13 protein-coding genes are annotated in these 20,058 nt (G+C 41.2%); 3 read left to right on the top strand and 10 right to left on the bottom strand.

The annotated features are described in order from the left end of the window. Positions 1–412: 412 nt before the first annotated feature. From AC5590_RS06965 to AC5590_RS06950, 4 genes are all read right to left on the bottom strand, one after another. Positions 413–865, bottom strand: a complete 453-nt coding sequence (locus AC5590_RS06965) for an SRPBCC family protein (RefSeq protein ID WP_169263444.1) — start codon at positions 863–865, stop codon at positions 413–415. A gap of 136 nt (positions 866–1,001) precedes the next feature. Further along, positions 1,002–2,441 (bottom strand): 9,9'-di-cis-zeta-carotene desaturase, encoded by a 1,440-nt coding sequence (gene zds / locus AC5590_RS06960; protein WP_169263443.1) that lies wholly within the window; start codon positions 2,439–2,441, stop codon positions 1,002–1,004. Between the two features lie 326 nt (positions 2,442–2,767). Next, positions 2,768–2,941, bottom strand: coding sequence for a ribbon-helix-helix protein, CopG family (locus AC5590_RS06955; RefSeq protein ID WP_169263442.1), 174 nt, complete (start codon positions 2,939–2,941; stop codon positions 2,768–2,770). 2,166 nt (positions 2,942–5,107) lie between these two features. Beyond that, the gene (locus tag AC5590_RS06950) at positions 5,108–7,558 is read right to left on the bottom strand and encodes a hypothetical protein (RefSeq protein WP_169263441.1); all 2,451 of its coding nucleotides are present in this window, start codon (positions 7,556–7,558) and stop codon (positions 5,108–5,110) included. 443 nt (positions 7,559–8,001) lie between these two features. Here AC5590_RS06950 and AC5590_RS06945 point away from each other — a divergent pair, with 443 nt between their 5' ends. Beyond that, positions 8,002–8,478 carry an MEKHLA domain-containing protein gene (locus AC5590_RS06945; RefSeq protein ID WP_169263440.1) on the top strand — a complete coding sequence of 159 codons (477 nt, stop codon included), beginning with the start codon at positions 8,002–8,004 and terminating at the stop codon, positions 8,476–8,478. Here AC5590_RS06945 and AC5590_RS06940 read toward each other — a convergent pair. The 5 genes from AC5590_RS06940 to AC5590_RS06920 all read right to left on the bottom strand — a co-directional run bounded on the left by AC5590_RS06940 (position 8,468) and on the right by AC5590_RS06920 (position 15,213). Further along, positions 8,468–10,639 carry a GumC family protein gene (locus tag AC5590_RS06940; protein WP_169263439.1) on the bottom strand — a complete coding sequence of 724 codons (2,172 nt, stop codon included), beginning with the start codon at positions 10,637–10,639 and terminating at the stop codon, positions 8,468–8,470. The genes AC5590_RS06945 and AC5590_RS06940 overlap by 11 nt on opposite strands. 140 nt (positions 10,640–10,779) lie before the next feature. Beyond that, the gene (locus tag AC5590_RS06935) at positions 10,780–12,231 is read right to left on the bottom strand and encodes a polysaccharide biosynthesis/export family protein (protein ID WP_169263455.1); all 1,452 of its coding nucleotides are present in this window, start codon (positions 12,229–12,231) and stop codon (positions 10,780–10,782) included. Between the two features lie 127 nt (positions 12,232–12,358). Further along, complete coding sequence (locus AC5590_RS06930; RefSeq protein ID WP_169263438.1) at positions 12,359–13,108, bottom strand: cyanoexosortase B system-associated protein; 750 nt, start codon at positions 13,106–13,108, stop codon at positions 12,359–12,361. Positions 13,109–13,138: 30 nt separating this feature from the next. Continuing rightward, on the bottom strand, positions 13,139–14,011 hold the full coding sequence (gene crtB / locus AC5590_RS06925; RefSeq protein ID WP_169263437.1) for a cyanoexosortase B: 873 nt from the start codon (positions 14,009–14,011) through the stop codon (positions 13,139–13,141). A gap of 35 nt (positions 14,012–14,046) precedes the next feature. Continuing rightward, entirely contained in the window at positions 14,047–15,213 is a 1,167-nt protein-coding gene (locus tag AC5590_RS06920) for a DegT/DnrJ/EryC1/StrS family aminotransferase (RefSeq protein ID WP_169263436.1), read from the bottom strand. A 1,087-nt stretch (positions 15,214–16,300) separates the two neighbouring features. Here AC5590_RS06920 and AC5590_RS06915 point away from each other — a divergent pair. Both AC5590_RS06915 and AC5590_RS06910 read left to right on the top strand, forming a co-directional pair. Continuing rightward, a complete protein-coding gene (locus tag AC5590_RS06915) occupies positions 16,301–17,812 on the top strand; it encodes a GAF domain-containing sensor histidine kinase (protein WP_169263435.1) in 1,512 nt (503 codons plus the stop codon). 326 nt (positions 17,813–18,138) lie between these two features. Continuing rightward, a complete protein-coding gene (locus AC5590_RS06910; RefSeq protein WP_169263434.1) occupies positions 18,139–19,563 on the top strand; it encodes an IctB family putative bicarbonate transporter in 1,425 nt (474 codons plus the stop codon). 147 nt (positions 19,564–19,710) lie between these two features. Here AC5590_RS06910 and AC5590_RS06905 read toward each other — a convergent pair whose 3' ends face one another. Next, a complete protein-coding gene (locus tag AC5590_RS06905; RefSeq protein WP_169263433.1) occupies positions 19,711–19,998 on the bottom strand; it encodes a WGxxGxxG family protein in 288 nt (95 codons plus the stop codon). Positions 19,999–20,058 lie beyond the last annotated feature (60 nt).

Here is a 20,058-nt window from a genome sequence, read left to right as displayed (position 1 = left end):
TCCAAGGTGGTTTGGTTCACATTCACTACGTATCACGTAGTTTGTGAATGATCCCACTCTGTGCAAATGACTTATACTATTGTGGCAAATATTCAAGGTCTACCTGTGACATACTTGTATGAAGTTTTGCAAAGTATGTTGTTGGAGATGAGAACTTGCCACACTTCGCGTTATGTTATTTGACAAAATTTCAAGCAGAAAGGCCCGCAGCTTATAGCTATGGGCCCAAAGTCATCTGTGTAGTGGAAAGCGGTGATTCGCGCCCTTAGTGATGAATGTTTAGGCAAACGCCACTTCTGTCAACCGGCAGAACCTTGGGTTGGGCTTATACGCCGAAACCCGCTCTGGTTGCGGGCGGGTGTCAGATGTTTGTGAAATTTTTTAGAAGCTAGAGTGGTAGGCACTACCCGCCCTACTGAGATACATTCGATTTTGCTTGAAGAGCGTATTCTCGAAACTTTTCCATATCATTCTTGAGAGTTGATTCAACCGCCCGTCCCAAAAACAAATTATCCATAATCTTCCCTATAATACCAGGGATAGCATAGGCAATAGTCAGTTTAACAATACTACTGCTGTGGCGGTCATAAAAACGCACTGCCCCCCGATTTGGCAAACCATCCACCGATTCCCACTGGATAATTTGCTTGGGGACAACTTTAAGAATGCGGGATTTCCAAGTAAACTCCAAACCCCCAGTATTAAGCTTCCATATCGATATTTCTGGATTATCTTCTGGAACCTTCACCGAATCAATCCATTTCATCCAACGGGGCATCTGTTCCAAATCAGACCATAAGCTCCAGACTAACTCTATGGGAGCGTCTACCTCAACCTGCACACTATGCTCCAACCAATCTGCCATATGTGTTATTCCTTAGCGTTCTAGCCTACCCTTCAAGAAGGGCTTCGCCCAACGGTACACCGCTAGCCCCTAAGAGGGGCCGGAGTTAACGCGTCTAAAGCGCGTATGTCCTGCGGACACACTTTGGGAAGGCGGTTCATTTCTTGACATTGTCCAAAATTGCTTTTGCTGCACGCCTTCCCGAAATTGTTGCACCTTCCATACTATCAATATAGTCCTGCTGCGTATAACTACCTGCTAGGAAGAAATTAGAAATAGGCGTTTTTTGCTGAGGACGATAAACATCTACTCCTGGTGCTTCTCTGTACAAAGACTGAGCAAGTTTCACTACACTGTACCAAGTCATATTTAGCTCTCGCGAGGAGGGGAATAACTCATGCACTTGGTTGAGGACATGCTGGGCGATCGCCTCATTACTTTGCTTAATAAACGGATCACCAGGTGTCAGCACGAGCTGCAATAGTGAACCTTGCCCTTCCTTGTAATAATCACCAGGGCTAGTCAATGCTAAATCAGCAAAACAAGAAAAGTCAGCATCGGCAGTATAAAGCAAATTATCAATTCCCGCTGCACGATTAAGCTGTTTGCGCTCTTGAGTATCATGCAGTTCCGTCACCCAGCCATCAAACCGCAATTGAACTGTTGCCACTGGCACACATTCTAACTTGTATATATTCTCGAATTCCGGCCACTTGCGCCACTGTTGAGGTAACAAACGCTGAATTCCTGGAACATCACAGGCAGCGACATAAGCATCAGCAGTAATGATATCTTCTCTATCACCATCAGCTATGACAATACCACTTACACGGGTTTGGTGTTCCTCCTCAATAAACTGTATTTCTCGTACTCTCCTACGAGTGTAAATCTTTGTCCCCCTAGTTTCTAGATATTCCAAGATCGGCTTGTGCAAGTACTCATAGGGGGAACCTTCCAGCATTCGCAGTTTCGACGCCTCGGTTTTCACTGCAAATAGCTGAAAAACTGTCAACATACAACGGGCAGAAATATGTTCGCAATCGAGAAAGCCGAGGGCGTAGGCGATGGGGTTCCACATTCGCTTAATACTACCCTCATTACCGCCGTGACTACGAAACCAGTCAGCAAAGCTAACTTTATCCAAGTCGCGGATGTTTTTCATCGCGCCGTTAAAGTCCACCAAACCGCGTACTATCGGACTGGTTCCTAATGCGATCGCATTTTGGAATTTATCCAGTAACGAAAGTTGGGAACTGGTGAAAAACGCTTTTAATCCATTAAAAGGTGCACCCATGACAAAGCGAAAATCTAAAGCACCAACTTTTCCCCCTTGATTGATGAAGGTGTGGCTATGCTCTTTTGGGCGCAGGTTTTCCAACGCCCCCACTTTCTTGATCAATTCCAAAAGCTGGTAGTAGTTGCCAAAAAAGACATGCAACCCCATTTCAATATGGTTGCCATCACCATCAAGCCAACTACTTACTTTCCCTCCAACAAACGGACGAGACTCAAAAATGTGGACTTCACAGCCAGCATCAGACAAATCGATAGCAGTTGCTAGTCCAGCTAGTCCCGCTCCTATGATCGCAACGCGCATTCCGTCTTTACCTTTTCAGTTTCATTACAAATTGTAACTGTGTTGGTGTCGGAATTTGCGACTCACCTCAAGTGCTGGGTTGTCAGTTGTCAGAAAAACTCAGAAATCAGAATTGCTTGAGTCAAAATACTCAATGCGTAAAGGTTTTCAAGCACGTGAAATGTTCTTTCTTCAAGCGCGTTTGAACCGCTAGCGCCGCGACTTCTCAGTGGCGCTTTGGGGTTTAGACCAATATTGATCAACCAGTGGCATACAATCTCCAAGCTTAATTTTGGCGACTGATATCTGTATTTTTATGAGGTGATTTCTTTTACAACTATTCCCATTTATGTACTTGCTTCTGTAGCCTCCTCCGAGGAGAGTGGCAGTCTACGGATCAGCTCTCGGATAACATCCGTTGCAGGTCTACCCGTCTGCCGACAATACTTGTCAAGTTTTTCAGCTTCCTGTGCGGCTAGATTCACAGTGATACGTTTTACAGCCCATTTCTTATTTGTCATTTTGTTCTACTATCTGCTGGTCGTTAACATCATCAAACAAAACTAATTAGAGTATGGAAACGATAAGATTATCAGAGTTTTTGTCATGAAACAAGTCATTTCATTGATACTAAACTTTTTTTTTGTTTTGTAAAAGTATGCTTCATTTTTTGGATCAATCTAAAAACAAAAATCATTAGATTTTTCTTGTAAAAAGAAAATTATTTTTCCATCGTTACTATTAGACTAAACTGAGTAATAATATGAAAAAAAATTGACTTTGTTTATATTGATGATACAAAACTCTCCTGTAAATAAAATATGTTTTTGAGAAGATTGTGGTTAGAAAAGCCTTTTATTTTGTCCAGAACACAGAAAAAGAAAAGATTCGTATATTTTAAGTTATCATCCTTCATGACTAGCTTTGCTGTATGTTTGGGTAAGATTTATTGGTTAAGACCAACGACTTGAAAGTTTGGATTAACAAGTCACTGTTTACAAAAGTAAACGGTATCGTGCAAATATTAGCCTTATTATGAACTAAGCGAGACTTACAAAGTTGATATTTTGGCGTCAAAGACTTGTGCATTTTTATTTTAATCACCTCTCTTTTTACAGTATCTCATATTTGAAAATAAATGAATAGTTATCTGTATGTGGTCGATTAACCACGCCTCGTCATAAGAAATAACCTTAAAAACCTATTTTTACTCTTTACCTAAATCTTTTTATAAGTCATTCAATTTTTTGAGACATTTTTAGAGTATATATAAGCAAAGAAAACACTTATTTATACACATGTTTTTCTTGAGGAAGCGATACACTTTACTGAAAATATAAATTATAATTTTGTTCCAAACTCTGGCATTTACATTCCGTAATCGTTTCATAGTTTTAATTTTGTTTGAGCATAAATACTAATTTTGTTCTTTTTTATGTATTAGGAGTTATCTGATTTTTTATTATGTTTTTTAATTTGCAATAGTCTAAAACTATTACCAGCAATGGATTATGTTCATATTTAAGAGTTATATTTTACTCGTATTAAAGCATTCTTTTTAGAAAATTTATCATTCACAACTAAGCTCTGTTCGTTTTTTACAAGCTTTATTCAAGATTGTGAGACAAAAAATAATTTGTCTTGAATCAATTAGTCAGTTTCTACTTAGTTTTAGTATTTATCATTTAAGAAATCCTCATCAAGTCATTAATTTTCCAATGGGTTTTTACAAATATCAAATTATGACCGTTATTTTTTTTTACATTTAATGTATCAAAAAAATATTTTTCAATGTTTTTATACTAATTGATTTTATAGATATTGAGATGAAACAATCCTAAAGCTATTTTAAAAGTTTGAATTTTGTCTTTAACTGCTTCTCTAAAATAGATTTATAAAAAATTCATTAAAAAAATCAAATCACTTTATCTTAAATTTACACTCTCCTCAACAAGTACTATCGTACTTACAGTCATCTACATAAGTAAAAAATGAGACTTTTACTAAATAGTTCTAACAAAATTACATTATGAGAGTAATTTGTCAATCCAAACAGTAAGAATATGTATACAAATCATTTTTTTTACTAAGTTCAAATTCTTAGTGGATAGTTGATAAGAGAACACTCAGAAAATCTTTAAAAAAATGATAACAAAAATATTAGTCTCCTCTAGACATAAGAAAGAATACACTTTCAAAAATCAGTTACTTATCTTCTTTGTTGAGTTTTCGGATACGTGTACTACTAAAATCGGTAAGCTTTTACAACAAAATAGAATATCTCATATTTTGTTGTAATGAGCTAAATGACCCTCTTCAATCACAGAAAATTGTCTCTGTTTCATTTATAAAAAAGTGTAAATAATCAAAAATAATGACTCTTTTTAAACACAAGAAATACTTCAATAATATATAGCCTGTAGCAGTGTCTCCCAAACAATATGACAGATGCCAAAATCCTGGTATTATTTCATTCCTAAACTGTCAAGATCTCACATTTGAATACACTAAGAGCCTGAGCGCGTTTATCAAAAACAGCCAGCACCGAAGCTAACACGGAGGTAGTAGGTACATGCTGTCTGTGGTTCGGCTTCCTCTGAAGTTAGCCTGTTCTTCAAACAGCGAGGCTAAGAACAACTGTTGGTTTTCTCATTAAGTGCAAATAGCGTGCCAGTGGGACTCAACAGTCATTGAGTCCCAGACACATGACGTTGCACCTGAGTGACTCCCTTGGGAGTATCCCCTAGGTATTGAAATTCATGCCAAATTTGCCGTCGCGCATCTTGTAGAAAGATTCGCCATTCACTTTCTACATCTGTTGCGCGAAGTATGCAATCTACAAATTCTTCTACAATCGCATAAATTACTTGACTTGGCTCACACAGCAGTTCTTTTAAAGCTTTTTCAGACTTACTCACAGCTTCTGCGTAAGCTATTTTGAGATTAAGCAGCACTTGTTCAGCAGAGGACGATGCGGAAAGCTTCAGGGTTGCAGGCTGATTGGGAGTCAATCCATCTAAACATTTGCGAATGCGATACTGTAGAAATCCTCGGTAAGAAAGCTTAAACCTAGCTAGGGTTTGGAACCCATACTTAAGTTTACTCGGTATTCCTGGTATCAGTTCGTCAGGTATTTGCTTGGCGATCGCTTCGATAAATTCACCTCCTTTGGCTTGTGTCAGTTTTTCCAACTGTCCCTTGTCCATTAGTATCTGAGTCAGTTGCGATTTAACTTTGTCAAGGGATCGCTCTAAACCGATATCCAATAACGACAGATGTTTCGACAAATGAGCACGGATTTCATTCAGGTACTTTTCGTATATAATTGCGTAGCTCTTTTCTAGGCAAAAGCGCTGTTCTATTTCTTGAATTGACGGAATTCCTGTATCACTTCGACAAGTTTGCAAAACAGTTTCTACTTGCTTTTTAAAGTCGATATCAACTGCTTCTCGCTTTCGCCTAAGCCCTGTCAGGAGTTCCTCTAGACTGTTTGTTACACCTAACCAAAGTTCTTTGAATTTTTCCTCAAACAGCCCAAGCCCATGAATATCATCATGGGTTGCTAAATCTAAAACCTTGCTAATTTTCTCTAACTCAGCTTTCACTTGGTTTTGGAGTACATTTAATTGTTGTTGGTGGAAGAAGGCGTATTTCTCATCTAAATCAGTCATTTTTGCCTTCAAATAATCAAGAACTTGTTCAAGAACTTTGTGCGCTTGTTGAGTATTGGCGCAGTTAGCCGTTACACACTTGACAACACTGATATCTGTCTTGGCAATATCCTGTGCTAAATCTTGGCAGCTTTTGGAGTTGTCACCAAAGCGTGAATCAGCTTCTGTGCGGTTAAGTATCATGAAGGAGCACAACTGAGTTGGCACAACATCAACTTGTGCTGCACGTACCATGTCATACACACGCACATCTACATCCCTCCAGTCGTCGTCAGTGGACTTTGGCATGCGCACAAACAGGATTGCATCAACCTGTTGCCCTAAAATTTTCATCCCTACCTGTTGATCCCAAATACCCGTATCACCCAAATCAGGTATATCTACAAAGGCGATTTGTCCGACATCAGCGTGATTGAATTGACAAGCAATCTTAATTTCCCTAACTGCCAGATAATAAGACAGCGAGCAGTTCCCACGAGGATCTCCCTCCGAAAGAATCTGCGGTGGAATTGGAGGGGAGCCAGCGCTGTGCGCGGCTACAAAGTGTTGTGGCGACTGCGGAGATTCTTCGCCCTTGTAGTCAGTGGCGTGCGACTGGCGTTTTCCCTCTCCTGTACCAGATGCTGCGCGTTCACCAAGTGTGCGCGAAGCACTTACGTGCTGGCTGTGCGTATCTGTTTCATACAAGCTGAGCGTTGGCGTAGTGCCAAGGGAGGAGATACCCGAAGGGTTAAAAAAGATGCTCTGACTGGAAGCAGTTTCTTGAGCAACGTACTCCCGAATTTGGTTCCGAGAAATGCGGCGGGGTGAAGATTGCTGCAAAAGGGAGCGATATTTGTCTAAATGTATGTGATACTGTAGTAGTTGTTCATACGCTACTACCTGTGCAGGGTATTCAGGATGATTACTGACTAACAGAGGCAGGGGTTTAGTGGCAAACTCATCTACCGTCTTTGGTTTTTCACCCAAGCCAAGTTTTTCATAGTAGGGACTGATCACCTCATCTAGAAATGACTGCTCTGAGTGAAACCAAACTTCAGCATAAGTTTCCCCATTGTTATTATTGTAAATAAAACTACAAATACCTGTGCAATGATGTGTATTTCTATCTGGAATCTCACCACTCGTCAGTCCTGTTAGACTTTGTAGCAATTGACTCTTTCCTTGCTTTGCTCGTCCAACAACGCCAATATTAAGTGTCTTACGGCAAAAGCGCTCTTTGAGTTTTGTCAGCGATTCTAGTTCAGTATTAATGCTTGATTGTAGTGTTGTTAAACGGATGTCCCCCAAAAGGCTAGGCACAGTTGAATCATCAAATCGTTTCAACAACTGATTGTGATGCTTTTGAAGATGTCGGACTGCTGAGTCTAGGGATTTAAGTTCCGCCTCTACATCAACTATTTTTTTAGCTAAGGGAAGACGCTTTTCAATAATGCTGGCAATGCTTCCAGTCTCGTTAGTATCCATTGACGCGGGTGTTTGACTGTTATTGATTATATGTGTGGAGTTTTACGAAACGATACATACAGTAGATAGAGAAATCTATTCGTACCTATGTTAATTAAATATTCACTCTCACTGCTCAAATATATGTCCTAGGGATAATATTATTTAACTTTAAGGTTGCATTAGGGCAACCAGTTATTTGAATTTGGGGAGTGAAATGTATTATGATGTTAACGGCAGGGTATAAGTTCTGCGATTATGAGCGTGTAAAAATCCGCCGTAAGATGCACAAAGTTTCAAAAAATAATTTTGTACTCATTATTACTCCTCTAGATAGATGATATTTTATATCATATGACATTGGAATTCACGTTTTTCTAAAAATATTAGCTAAATTAATAATCTTGTATGAAAAAACGTTAAAATGGCGCAGGTTTTGATGCTTATATAAACGCGCTACATTTATGAACCGTGATAAACAACTTCCTTGGCAGCAAGAGACGGTCATTCGTCACAGTCAACGCCTGATCCAAAGTTTTCACAATTGGACAGGACGTTGTTTGTTAGATGCTAGCGGCTCACCAGAGGAAATAGCCAAGGGACTGTTTGAAGCACCGTTTGTTTTAGTCTCTCACGGTGTCCAATCAGATCCAATCTTGAACTATGGTAATCGTAAGGCATTACAATTATGGGAACTTTCTTGGGAAGAGTTTACCCAAATGCCTTCCCGTAAGACGGCTCAAGAGGTGGTTCAGGAAGAACGTGTTAGACTACTAGCCGAGACAGCAAGCAAAGGTTTTAGTAGTTATTCTGGCGTCCGCATCTCCAGTACTGGTAAACGCTTCTTCCTAGAAAATGGTATCGTTTGGAATGTTTTAGATAAACAGCAGCAATATTATGGTCAAGCTGCTACTTTTTCATCAGCACGACTTATCTCCTAGCTCCATTGATCACTCGTGCTTGTGGTTCTTCAGGTGGATAGTTTGAACCCATATATGAGTAAGGCACAGGCATGGTGATATCAGTACCGTTGATCACGACTCCCAATAACTCAAGGTCAGATTCCACCAATTGGTCGATCGCTTCAGTGAGTATATTTTCTTGTGTATTGTTTGGTCTTGTCACTAGCACAATGCCATCGGTGTAAGGCTGTATTAACAAAGCGTCATTTGATAAACTCAGAGCAGGAGTGTCTAAAATCACCAAATCAAAACGCTCGCGTGCATCCTCCATCAGGCGTCGTATTTCACTAGATTCTAGGATTGCCGCTGATTGACGCACAGGACCTGGGCTAGGAAGAATGTATAAATTTTCTATATCTGGCACTAAGCGAATATATTCGCCCAAGTTGCCGTAATAACGCAAAGGTTCAATCGTAGCATCGGGGTCGGAAGTCACTCCTAGGGATGAAGAGTGAGTTGGCGATCGCAAATCTGCTTCAATAATCAAAGTTCGTTTCCCTGCACGAGCGGATGCTATTCCTAAGTTATAAGCGCTAACTGTCTTACCTTCTCCACTGCTGGTGCTGGTAATCAATACCACCTTCAATTTTCTCCCGCCAACGCGGCGCAGATTACTGCGGAACTTTTCATAAAACTCTAGATACAAAGAATCTAGAGAAAGAACCACTGGCACTTCACCTAGATTTAACCCATCAATTGGCATCAAAGGCAATTCGCCCAACAAAGGAACTTCTCGTTGTTTGAGGCTGTCGCGGATATCTTCCTTGGTCTTGAAGGTTGCTTCCAATGATCCCAGTAAAAATATAACTCCGGCACCTACCAACAATCCTAGTAAACTGCCTATACCTAGGGTAATTGGCGGACTCAGACGATCCTTATTAGCATCAAGCACAACTGGTGGTCTAGCAATTCCAAGACTGCTGACTGTCTCAGCTTCTGCTGTTTTTGCGTCTGTTAGCTTTACCTGCATTTGGTCATAGACGGCTTTTTTGAGTGCAACCTCCTGTTCTAAGCGCGATCGCTCCAATTGCTTGTTGGGTATCAGCGAATACTCATTCCGCAATCGTGCTTCATCTTTTGTGAGGTCAACAAGTTGCTCTTGCAGTGTTTCGCGCTGGGTTTGCAAAGCAACCATCTGATTTGCCAGCTGCTGTCGGGCTGGATCTAGGTTGCTTCGGGAGCGAATGGCCGTAGTAGCTGGAAGCGGCGCTGTTCCGTCTTTCCCGCCTACAACTTCAGCACCACGTTGCCGAAGTAAGTTCTCATAACCTTCTTTCTGATTGCGCAACTGAATCATTGTCGGGTGTTCGGGGCGCAAACCTTCTTTCTTTAGAATTTCAATTTGGGATTCAATTTGGTAAAGTTGTGCTCGCACGTTAGCAATAATTGGATCAGCACTTAAAGCAGAAGAGACATAAGCTTGGTTGACGTTTAAACCCAACTTATCTTGTATGCTGCGAATTTGAGTATCAATTCCAGCAAGAACTAATTGAGTTTGTCGTTGCTGTACTTGGCTACTAGTCACTGCGTTGAGCAAACTTCCATTTTCTGCTGCCAATATTGCTGGTCGCTCTTTGCGATCATACACTTCTAACTTCTGCTCAGCCACTTGTAGTTCTTTTTTCGCTTGTGGCAAGCGTTCATTAACTTTACCAATAACTGCTTTTAATCTCCGTGTATTAATTTCGGCACTCAGGGCGATCATTGCCTCCATCAATGCCTGCAATGTTTCTTGTGCTGACTGGATCTTAGTATCGTTATATTTCAGATCGATGAGTGTGGGTGTGGGTTGTTTGTCTCCTGTAGTTTTTGCGTCTTTGTCAGGCATCGTAAGCACGACATTTTGACGTATTTTTGCTGGCTTGACATTAACTTTAGCTGCGGCTGCATCAATGACTGGCTCTGATAACAAAATATCTTGGCTCAGTTCCTGCCCTTGCAGATTAATTTCATTACCTGTTGCGGAAAAAGAAACTGTTGGGCGATTATAGGTCAGTGCGCCGTTCGCTACATATCTAGATTGTCGTGGTTGCAATGCCACCACCATTGATCCCGCTACAACTAGACCAAAACTAGCTAGTCCAATCCACTTGTACTTATCGAAAGCAATGAGGTAGCGTTTTACAATTGGTGGAGTCATGGCAGCAGCAAATCAAAACTAAGTATAAATTAGACTACAATTTTTATATAATTTCGGTTTTGAGGAGTCTGAAATTAGAAATTATTTCATAAGTTCATTCCTCTTCCTTCTCTTACACACGGCTGGCAAGGACTACTAATCTAGTATCTGTTGTCATTGACACCGAAGAAGCCGAGAAAGGTACGAATATCGTAGAAGGGACGGGCAATTGTACCGATGATATTAGTAATTTTAGCAATTAGGGTTCGTCCTACTACGATAACATCGTTATCTTGAAGTGCGACATTTTGAGATCCATCCCCTGACAAAGCTTTTTTAGCATTAATCGATTGCTTAACCGCTCGACCTTTTTCTGGGTCAAAGCGAACCAGAGCTATGTCACTGAGGTTGGCACTGTCAGTATTAATTCCTGCCAATACGTCAATAAAAGTACTACCATTAGGCAAAGGAACAGTGACTATTCCCCCACCAGCATAATTTAAAACACGAACTCTAATCTGTGGTGTTGCTAAAGTTGAGCGAGATACCAATGCGCGGTCATAACTCTTATCGTTTGCAATTTCCCGACGTGGCACAATGATCGCATCGCCGTCCTGCAAGCGGAGGTTAGGTATTTCACCACCATTTTGTAATGGAGTATACAGGTCGAGAGTTTGTGAAACCACAGAGCCATCTACTAGCTTCCGGCGTACTTGGACTTGACGCAAATCTGCCATCATCGCAGAACCACCAGCTAAGAGCAATGCATCGCTAACGCGAGGCGTTATTGAGTTAACAGGATAAACTCCTGGTCGATTGACTTCCCCATTAATAGTGATTTGAACTGGTCGCTGTCCTATTAGTGATAGTGACACTAATGGGTTAACTAATTGGCGACTCAAAGCTAAGCGAATTTTCTCTTGCGCTTCTTCCAAAGTCAAGCCTTGTAGCGATACTGTGCCTACTTGTGGCACAATGATATTGCCCTCAGGATTAATTTGAGCCGAAAAATTGAACTCTGGGCGCTGCGCCAGCAATGAGAATGTCACATTTGGATTGACGACGAAACGATTATAGCCTGAGCGAATTTTTTGTTGTGCTTGTTGTAGAGTCAATCCCTTAAGTGACACTGTTCCCAGTAATGGTACGACGATGTTTCCTTCGGGGTTAATCAGAGCTTGAAAGCTTAAATCTGGGAAACGTACAACTGAAACTCCAATGCTATCTCCGGGTCCTAGACGATAGGGGCCAGGAGGACGCTGAACCAAAATGTTAATGCTATCTCCTGGTCCCAAGAGGTAGCGGTTCAATTGCGGCGACATCCCTTCTCGAAGACCAGGAGCGACAAAGTCAGTACTACTGGGCGGAGCTGGGGGAGGTTGTCGTAGTAATGGTCCTGTTGGAGTATTAGGTACAGGTACGGGAGCCTGTCTTGCTGGAGTATTAAGTACAGGTACGGGAGCCTGTTTTACTGGAGTATTAAGTACAGGTGCGGGAGTTTGTCCTGGCGTTCGTTTCTGCGTTGATGTTTGAGCAACAACCGGTTGGACAATTGTTACCAAAGAAACGCCTACGTACAGACCAGCAAAAGACAGGGCGTTAAACAAGCGCATACGACAACCAGAAACAATAGACATTGGCACTATAACTTACTTATAGTATGAAGTGCCAATGTATATAACAGAGTTATAACTTTACTTTAATTAAGAGAGTGAAAAGTACCTTTTTTATGGCAAAACTTTACTTTTTGTTATTTTTATACAACTGTATTGGCGAATGACTTGACACTGGACCTGCCATCAAAACAGCTTGCACTGTTTGACCGAGAGATTTAGCTTCATTCCAAATTGTTTCCACCTGCCCTAATGGCTCCATAGGAATGAGAATACTCACAGCAACCCAAGGAGCGCGTTTTTTTTGCAACTGTGCTAGCTGATCGACGATAAACCAGGGGAAAAGTGATGAACTACCACCATTGAACCAGGCATACCATTGCAAAACCGCAAAAGTCTGCTGATTTGTTGAGGCACGAAAGAACCTAGCTTGTACTTTTGTTTCAGCAGGATTTGACCCTGTCCCTTGCGGTTTAACAGTAAAATCAGCAGAGCGATACTGAGCTATCTTCCACTGCCAAAGGCTGTTTATTTCCGTCCACTCCACCACAGGCTGATCTTTAGATCCTGTTTGTGGTCGCAAAAGCAGAACTGCTTTTGTTTTGTCGCTTTTTTTCTGAATAAACTGATAAGACCATGTGCCTTCCCCTATCTCTTGTTCTCGCTGTTCTATAGTCTGCCAACCAGGAAGGATCAACCCCTTTTGACGTAAATCTTTCAACTCCTGCAGACGAGTTATTCGTGGTAATTCCTGCCATTGCCAGTGTCCTGTCAGGTAACCAGGAATTGCTCCTATAAGCAACAGTACTAATAGCAACAAAAGGGCTACTATCTGAGAAAACCGCTGCTCCTTGAGAAACTTGGAAAAAGAAATCATCAGTGAACTTTACAGTACTTAGACAAAATTTTACTCCGAAACTTCGGCAAAATATTTCTCAATCCAATTTAGAGTTGGCACCAATGAAAGCAGCATAACAGCAGAATACAAATCACCACCCCAACCATTATGCAGCCAATGAAAAGCTCCGTCTTGTCCTGTGCCATGAAAGAAGGACAGTAATGTGTTACGAACGATATTGGCGCAAATACTAATTAAGACTGCAATAGATAAAAACCAAATACTTTTGCGGCGGGAGGATAAAGCACCTGTCCAATAAAGCAGCATCAAGCCAACATAAAAAGTCGTAAATAGCATTTTCAGCCCTGCACAGTAGGGTGCAACTTCTACAATTCTTCCCCCGACATATATATTTACTCCTTCGACAGTGACTTGCATACCAATCTGACTGAGTATGAAGCCAGCAGTACCCGCGATCAAACTTTGCAAAGGCAATGTGTAGGGAGTGATGAGGTAGGGAACTGATGTTGGTGTTGCAAGAAGTACTAGTATTAAAGCAAATCCTTGCAATTTTAAGCCAGGAATTCCCTTAAGCCACAAACACAACCCTGTCAGTATAGTTGGAAAGGAAAGATTAACCCACTCGCTGACACCACTCAGGTAAAAAACTCCTCCCAGTACTAACAACGCCACGCCCAAAGGATGGGAAAAATCTGGTAGTCTTTGCCATTTTTTTCTGTTCAACCAGCAAAGGTATGCAGCAAAGGGTAAACCAATGATACCGTGGCTAAAATATTCGTGTTCGATACTGATACTTTTGTTGAGCCAACCTTGCACCCAGTAAAATAACACAGGAGCATAAAGCAGTAGCAAAATGCCTAATATAGCTGGAGTAATCAGGCGTGTGGTATTTGCATTTTTCAGCTGGTGCCGAATTTGCATAGCTTTTATGATAAAGAATCAATAATGAGATTTTCTTAAAGACACAGAATTTTTTGATGTTCACCGCTGAGAATTAATGTGATAGCCGATACTACTTGCTGAACTTGGCTATGACTTAAACCAGGATACATGGGTAAGGATAGTATTTGCTTCGACAGCATTTCAGCATTGGGAAAGTCCCCGACTTGATAGCCTAGGTGGGTGAATGCTGGTTGGAGATGACAAGGAATTGGGTAGTGAACGCCAGTTTGAATCCCCACTTGTGCGAGTTGTTCTTGAAGTTGCTGACGTTGTACACCACAAGAATCATCTACTCTGATGACATAAAGATGATAAACGTGTCCCTCGCTACTGTGGTTTTGTATGGGAATGAGTCCGCTTGATGCTAGAGGTGCTAGTTCAATGTCGTACTGCTGGGCTGCATTGAGGCGATCGCGATTCCATTGTGGCAAATATGGTAATTTCTCGTGCAACACTGCTGCTTGAATTGTATCTAAACGGCTATTGGTTCCCTCTTCAACGTGAATGTATTTTTGAGCCGCGCCATAATTGCGCAAGCGTAACATTTTTTGAGCGACATCTGGATCTCGCGTTAATAACATCCCGCCATCTCCAAATGCCCCTAAATTCTTGCTGGGATAAAAACTAAAAGCTGCTGCGCTTCCCACTGAACCTGCGCGATATCCTTCTCGTTCGGCTAGGTGGGCTTGTGCTGCATCTTCAAAAATCAGCACTTTGAAAGTCTCGGCAAAATCTAACAACTGCCGTGGCGACACCATCTGACCGTAAAGATGTACTGGAAGAATTGCTTTGGTTTGAGGTGTAACTGCCCGCGCTGCAGCTTCTAAATCAATTAAAGCTGTTTGTGGATCGCAATCTACAAAAATTGGCTTTGCCCCTGCACGTATTACCCCAATCAACGTCGCAACAAAGGTGTTTGCTGGTAAAATGACTTCATCTCCAGGACCAATATGACACGCTTGTAAACCGAGGGCGATCGCATCAGTTCCCGAAGCAACACCAACTCCATACTCTACGCCAGACGCAGCCGCAAAAGCTGCTTCAAACTCTTTGAGTGCTTGCCCTAAAACAAAATCTCCCCGTTCCGTTACACCTTGGATTGCTTGTTGTAATTGAGTTTGAATTGGTTGATGCTGTAAAGTTAGGTCTACAAAAGGAACCGTTACAGTCTTATTATTCATTTTTAGGCAAGTCCCTAGTATTTTCTGTCACAATTGCTGTACTAAATACTATAGTTTTGTCAAAGTTTTATTATGAAGAAATCCTAAAGTTTTGATTAACTTTATATTTCTGACTGAAAAAAGAACGGGCTGCGCCTCGCTGCGCTAACAGTAGTCAGAATGATAAACGGTAAAAAAGGTACAAGCATCGCGCGTGATGCTGAGTTGTTGGGAGACCATGCATGGTAGTTCCTCATGGGGAGTTACTACACCCAGGAGGATTTCCAACGCTCTTATCCTCTGTCGGGAGACCCTCATCAAGTACTGGCTCTTCCGTAGGGTATCTCGTAAAACTAGCGGTGCGAAGGGAGACAAGGATCGCAGCGCTTACTCACCGTAAGATGTGGGCGTTCCCACTAGAGTGTATGCAGTTCATGAGGGCTACTTATTGAAAGTATTTTGTTAGAGATTCAATCAAATGAATGATTATGACAACTTAATTCATATTGGAATCGCATATTAATATAAAACCGATATTCCGCACTCTCAACTGACGGTATCGGTTTTTACGGGTTTTTAACTACTAGGAATGCTATCTAAGATACTTACTGTTTTTTGACTGGAATTTGCTTACTAAAAATTTCTCTTTAATACATAAAAATAAGCAATTTTAACAGTGATTATACTATGTCACATATCCAGATGCAGAATGTGGGATCTAACATGTTGCCCAAATCCAATTCTAGTTTAGTATAAAAACATAAAAATTGATTTGTGATCATTGATGATAAGCCTTGTAGTTGATTGTGATATGTCCTTCCTCCGTACGATAGTGTTAATACTGAAATATTTTATTTTTTTATACAATAAACTGAATTATAACAGTAGCTCATTATAGATACTGATTCAAGAATATTCCATTACCTTGTGAGAAAAGCAAGCTATTTCTACGTATTTTTTAGTACTTCAAGTCAAACATATATTAAAAAAAAATCATCTAAATATGTTCATTTTGAAGCGAATTAGGGAATCTTAAGCATAGTAAATAACCCAGAAACAGTGGTTATATAAATTACTCTAGTAAGAGACTGTTAAGGTAGCGATGACAATGGTAGAGTCTGAAAACAAATTGTTTACCTCAGGGGATGACTGGGTTTTCCAGGAAACGGGAGAACGACAACGCCTTAAAGTTTTATTAGATTTAGGTTTGCGCCAAAGCGAGACAATTCCAGTTTTTGAAGAGGCTACTCAAACTGCAGCCCACTTGTTGGAAGCACAAATTTGCATTTTGGGATTCGTGGATCAAGAACGCCATTGGTTCAAATCATCTCTGGGCTTATCAAAGCTGCGGGGAGGAATTATGAATCATCTCGCACAAAGCCGTGAACTGTTACGTGAGGAATCGTTTTGTACTAAGGTGGTAGAAACTGGACAACCTCTTGTCATTAATGATACGGAAAATTTGACAAGAGCAGACAGTTCTCCGTATAGCAAGTTGATCCAGGATTATGGTATTCGTTCTTACCTGGGAGCGCCACTGTTTGATGCTTGTGGGCATTGTCTGGGTACATTAGCAGTAATGGATATAAAACCCCGCGATTTCACAGATAAAGAGATTGAATGTATACAAATTATTGCCCGTTGGAGTATGAGTGAGTTTGAGCGTAACCGTCTGTTGGAAACAACCTCAAGTAATAGTATTCCTGGTAGTACTTCTAACTTTTCACAGAAGGATGTTGTTAATACTACTGAAATCAAAATCAGCCCATCTATACAAAAAGATTTAGTTCTTACCAACCAACTGAAATTGGAACTGTTAGGACAACTCGTTCAGGAGTTACGCACTCCCTTAACATCAGTCTTAGGCATGGCTAGTGTCTTGGGACGTGAGATTTATGGTCCCTTGACAAATAAACAAAGAGAATATGTGGATATTATTCAACACAGTGGTCGGTACTTGCTCTCATTGGTGAACGAAATTTCTCAGATGGGGACTATGGAGGAAAACCCAACAGCATTAAATTTAACTCCAATCGATATTGAAATGCTGTGTCAACAGGCGATCAGCACTTTAGAAGAAGCAGCTAACCGCCGTGAGCAAGATATTCGTTTGTCTATAGAACCAGAACGCAACCGCATTTGCTCTTTGGATAAAGACAAGGTGCGACAAATCCTATATCACCTGCTTTTCAGTGTGATTCAGGTTTCAGCTACAGGTAGTACTGTTCGCATTCATGTTTCTTCCAAAGATGACACACTAAACATCACTGTCTGGGTGTCACATCCTTGGCTAGGTGAGGGGATAACTGAAGTTGATCCTTTGTTTTCTCATAGCAGAACATTACCATTGCAAGAACTGACACGTAATCATTCAACTCATAGTGGTCATTTAGAGAATCAAGAGCAAACAGGAAACTTAATCGTGGATATGTCAAGCACTAGTGCAACCAAGTCTCACGCTTATCTTTCTCGTGAAAGCTTAGGACTTTTACTGAGTTGTCATGTGGCAGAGTTACATGGTGGACAAATTGTTATTCAAGGTTCATCACAATCAGGATATCGTTATGTACTGAGTTTGCCACTGAATTTAGACACAGCGCAAGCAAAGAGCGATGTCTGACTCAGGCAAAGAATCGTGTTGATGCCAAACTATAGGACTCGTATTTGATTTTTGACGAAGCTAGGTACACTTTTATTGCTTCTTAAGCGTTAAGCGTTAAGCGTCTCTACGGGTGATTCACCAAATAAAACCGGATTCCTATAGATAACTTGTGTTCAATTAGCTAAACAAGTGCAAATTGTTCAAATGATTAACAATGGCGGATGGCAGTTAGGAACGAATGAATAATAACTTGCAATCTGTGTTATGAACTTTTTAAAATACCCAGATTATCATCATTGTCGAAGTTCTACACGGTTCGTGCTAATTCATCACAGCTTGATACTATGAATTTAGTTTGGCAACGATTCACTTTATCCTATCTGCCTCTAAGACAATATCTTGGCACGAGTTACCTGCACCGCTCTTTGGTGGGGCTGTTCCGTTCTTGGCGACAAAGCAGTCTATTAATGCAGTGGGGAGAAACAATAGCAGCTGTTTTACTCAGCCTGGTGTATGCTCTTGCACCTTTTATGTCCAATGACCTATTGGGATTGATATTGGTAGGTTGTGCCGGATTTTGGCTGCTATTAACTTTATCAGATGAAACAACACCAAATGCCTCAAGTGTTACCCCGATTCATTTGCTGGTACTGCTTTATTGGGGAATAGCTGTCGTAGCTACAGCATTGTCACCTGTGAAGATGGCAGCGTTGACCGATTTGAGGAATTTTACACTCTATTTGCTCCTGTTTGCCCTGTGTGCTAGAGTTCTGAGATTGCCTCGCTTTCGCCAATGGCTGATTACGCTGTACTTGCACATATCTTTGATTGTGAGTGTATACGGGTTACGACAATGGTTTTTTGGAGCACCACCACTGGCGACGTGGGTTGATCCAACATCAACTATGTCAAAGACCACAAGGGTTTATAGTTATTTGGGCAATCCTAACTTGCTGGCTGGATACCTTTTGCCTGCTGTGGTTTTAAGCATAGTCGCAGTTTTTGCGTGGGCTAGCTGGTTCAAAAAAGCATTGGCATTAACCATGTGTGTTGTTAATGGTTCATGCCTAATTCTGACTTTTAGTCGTGGTGGCTGGATTGGGCTAGTCGTTGCAGTTCTGATCTTAATAGGATTGCTGTACTACTGGTGGAGCGTGCAAATGCCTCCTTTCTGGCGTACTGGTTTGCCGTGGATTCTTTTGACTAGCTTGACTGGTGTATTGGTGATAGCTGTAGTGTTTGTTGAGCCAGTACGTGAGCGAGTTTTCAGTATCTTTGCTGATAGACAAGATAGTAGTAATAACTTTCGCAGAAATGTTTGGACTGCGGTCTTCAAGATGATTCAGGATTATCCAATCACTGGTATTGGACCAGGTCACAGTGCCTTTAATAAAATTTACCCGATTTATCAACTTCCGCGTTATAGCGCTTTGAGTGCTTATTCAATTTTCTTGGAGGTGATTGTAGAAACTGGTTTTGTTGGTTTCGCTTGTTTTCTTTGGCTGCTGATTGTAATATTTAATACGGGTTTAGTGCAGTTACGACGGCTACGAGAAATCAAAAGTGTGGATGGATTTTGGATAATGGGGGCGATCGCTGCCCTAGCTGGTACACTTGCCCACAACTTATTTGATACCGTTTGGTTTCGTCCTGAAGTCAATACCGTATGGTGGCTGATGGTTGGCTTAATTGCCTGCTATTACAAATCTATACCGCAAGGGCGAGCCACAGAATTAAATTCCCCGAATCCAGAGCCTACAGCTGGCTAACTCTTGTTTACAATAGTTAAGGACAGTCTTTGCAAGACTAGACTGTCCTTGATCAATAAGCTCAAAAGAAGCCTTAGATATCCAGTCTAAGGCTTTGTGTCTTTTTGTTGTTTCATTTTGTATTGACTCGTTGCACACAGAATAGAGTTACTCTCTGTAATTAGTAGTGCCAACCGTATTAGGATCACGGTAACGGGTTGGTTCCTCACGGCGTCCTCTGCCAGCCAAACCAGCTAAACCTACCAAACCTAATAATCCCAACCAGCCCCAATCAAAATCATTGTCACTATAGGTTCTTGTGTTGGTTGTCGTGCCTGGGGCGGTGGTAGTTCCAGGATCTGTTGTAGTCTGGGCAGAAGCGGGGACACTAAAGGGCAATGCCATACCTAAAGCGATAACACTGGTACCAATGACTTTAGTTAATTGACGTTTCATGATTTAACTTCCTCAAGCTTTGAGAGTTCATTCACCAATCTACTCATGCAAGACATGAAC

Source organism: Brasilonema octagenarum UFV-OR1, from assembly GCF_963888615.1.
GTDB classification, from domain to species: Bacteria; Cyanobacteriota; Cyanobacteriia; order Cyanobacteriales; family Nostocaceae; genus Brasilonema; species Brasilonema sennae.
The sequence above is the reverse complement of the archived record's forward strand: the minus strand, read 5'-3'. Positions and strand labels throughout refer to the sequence as shown.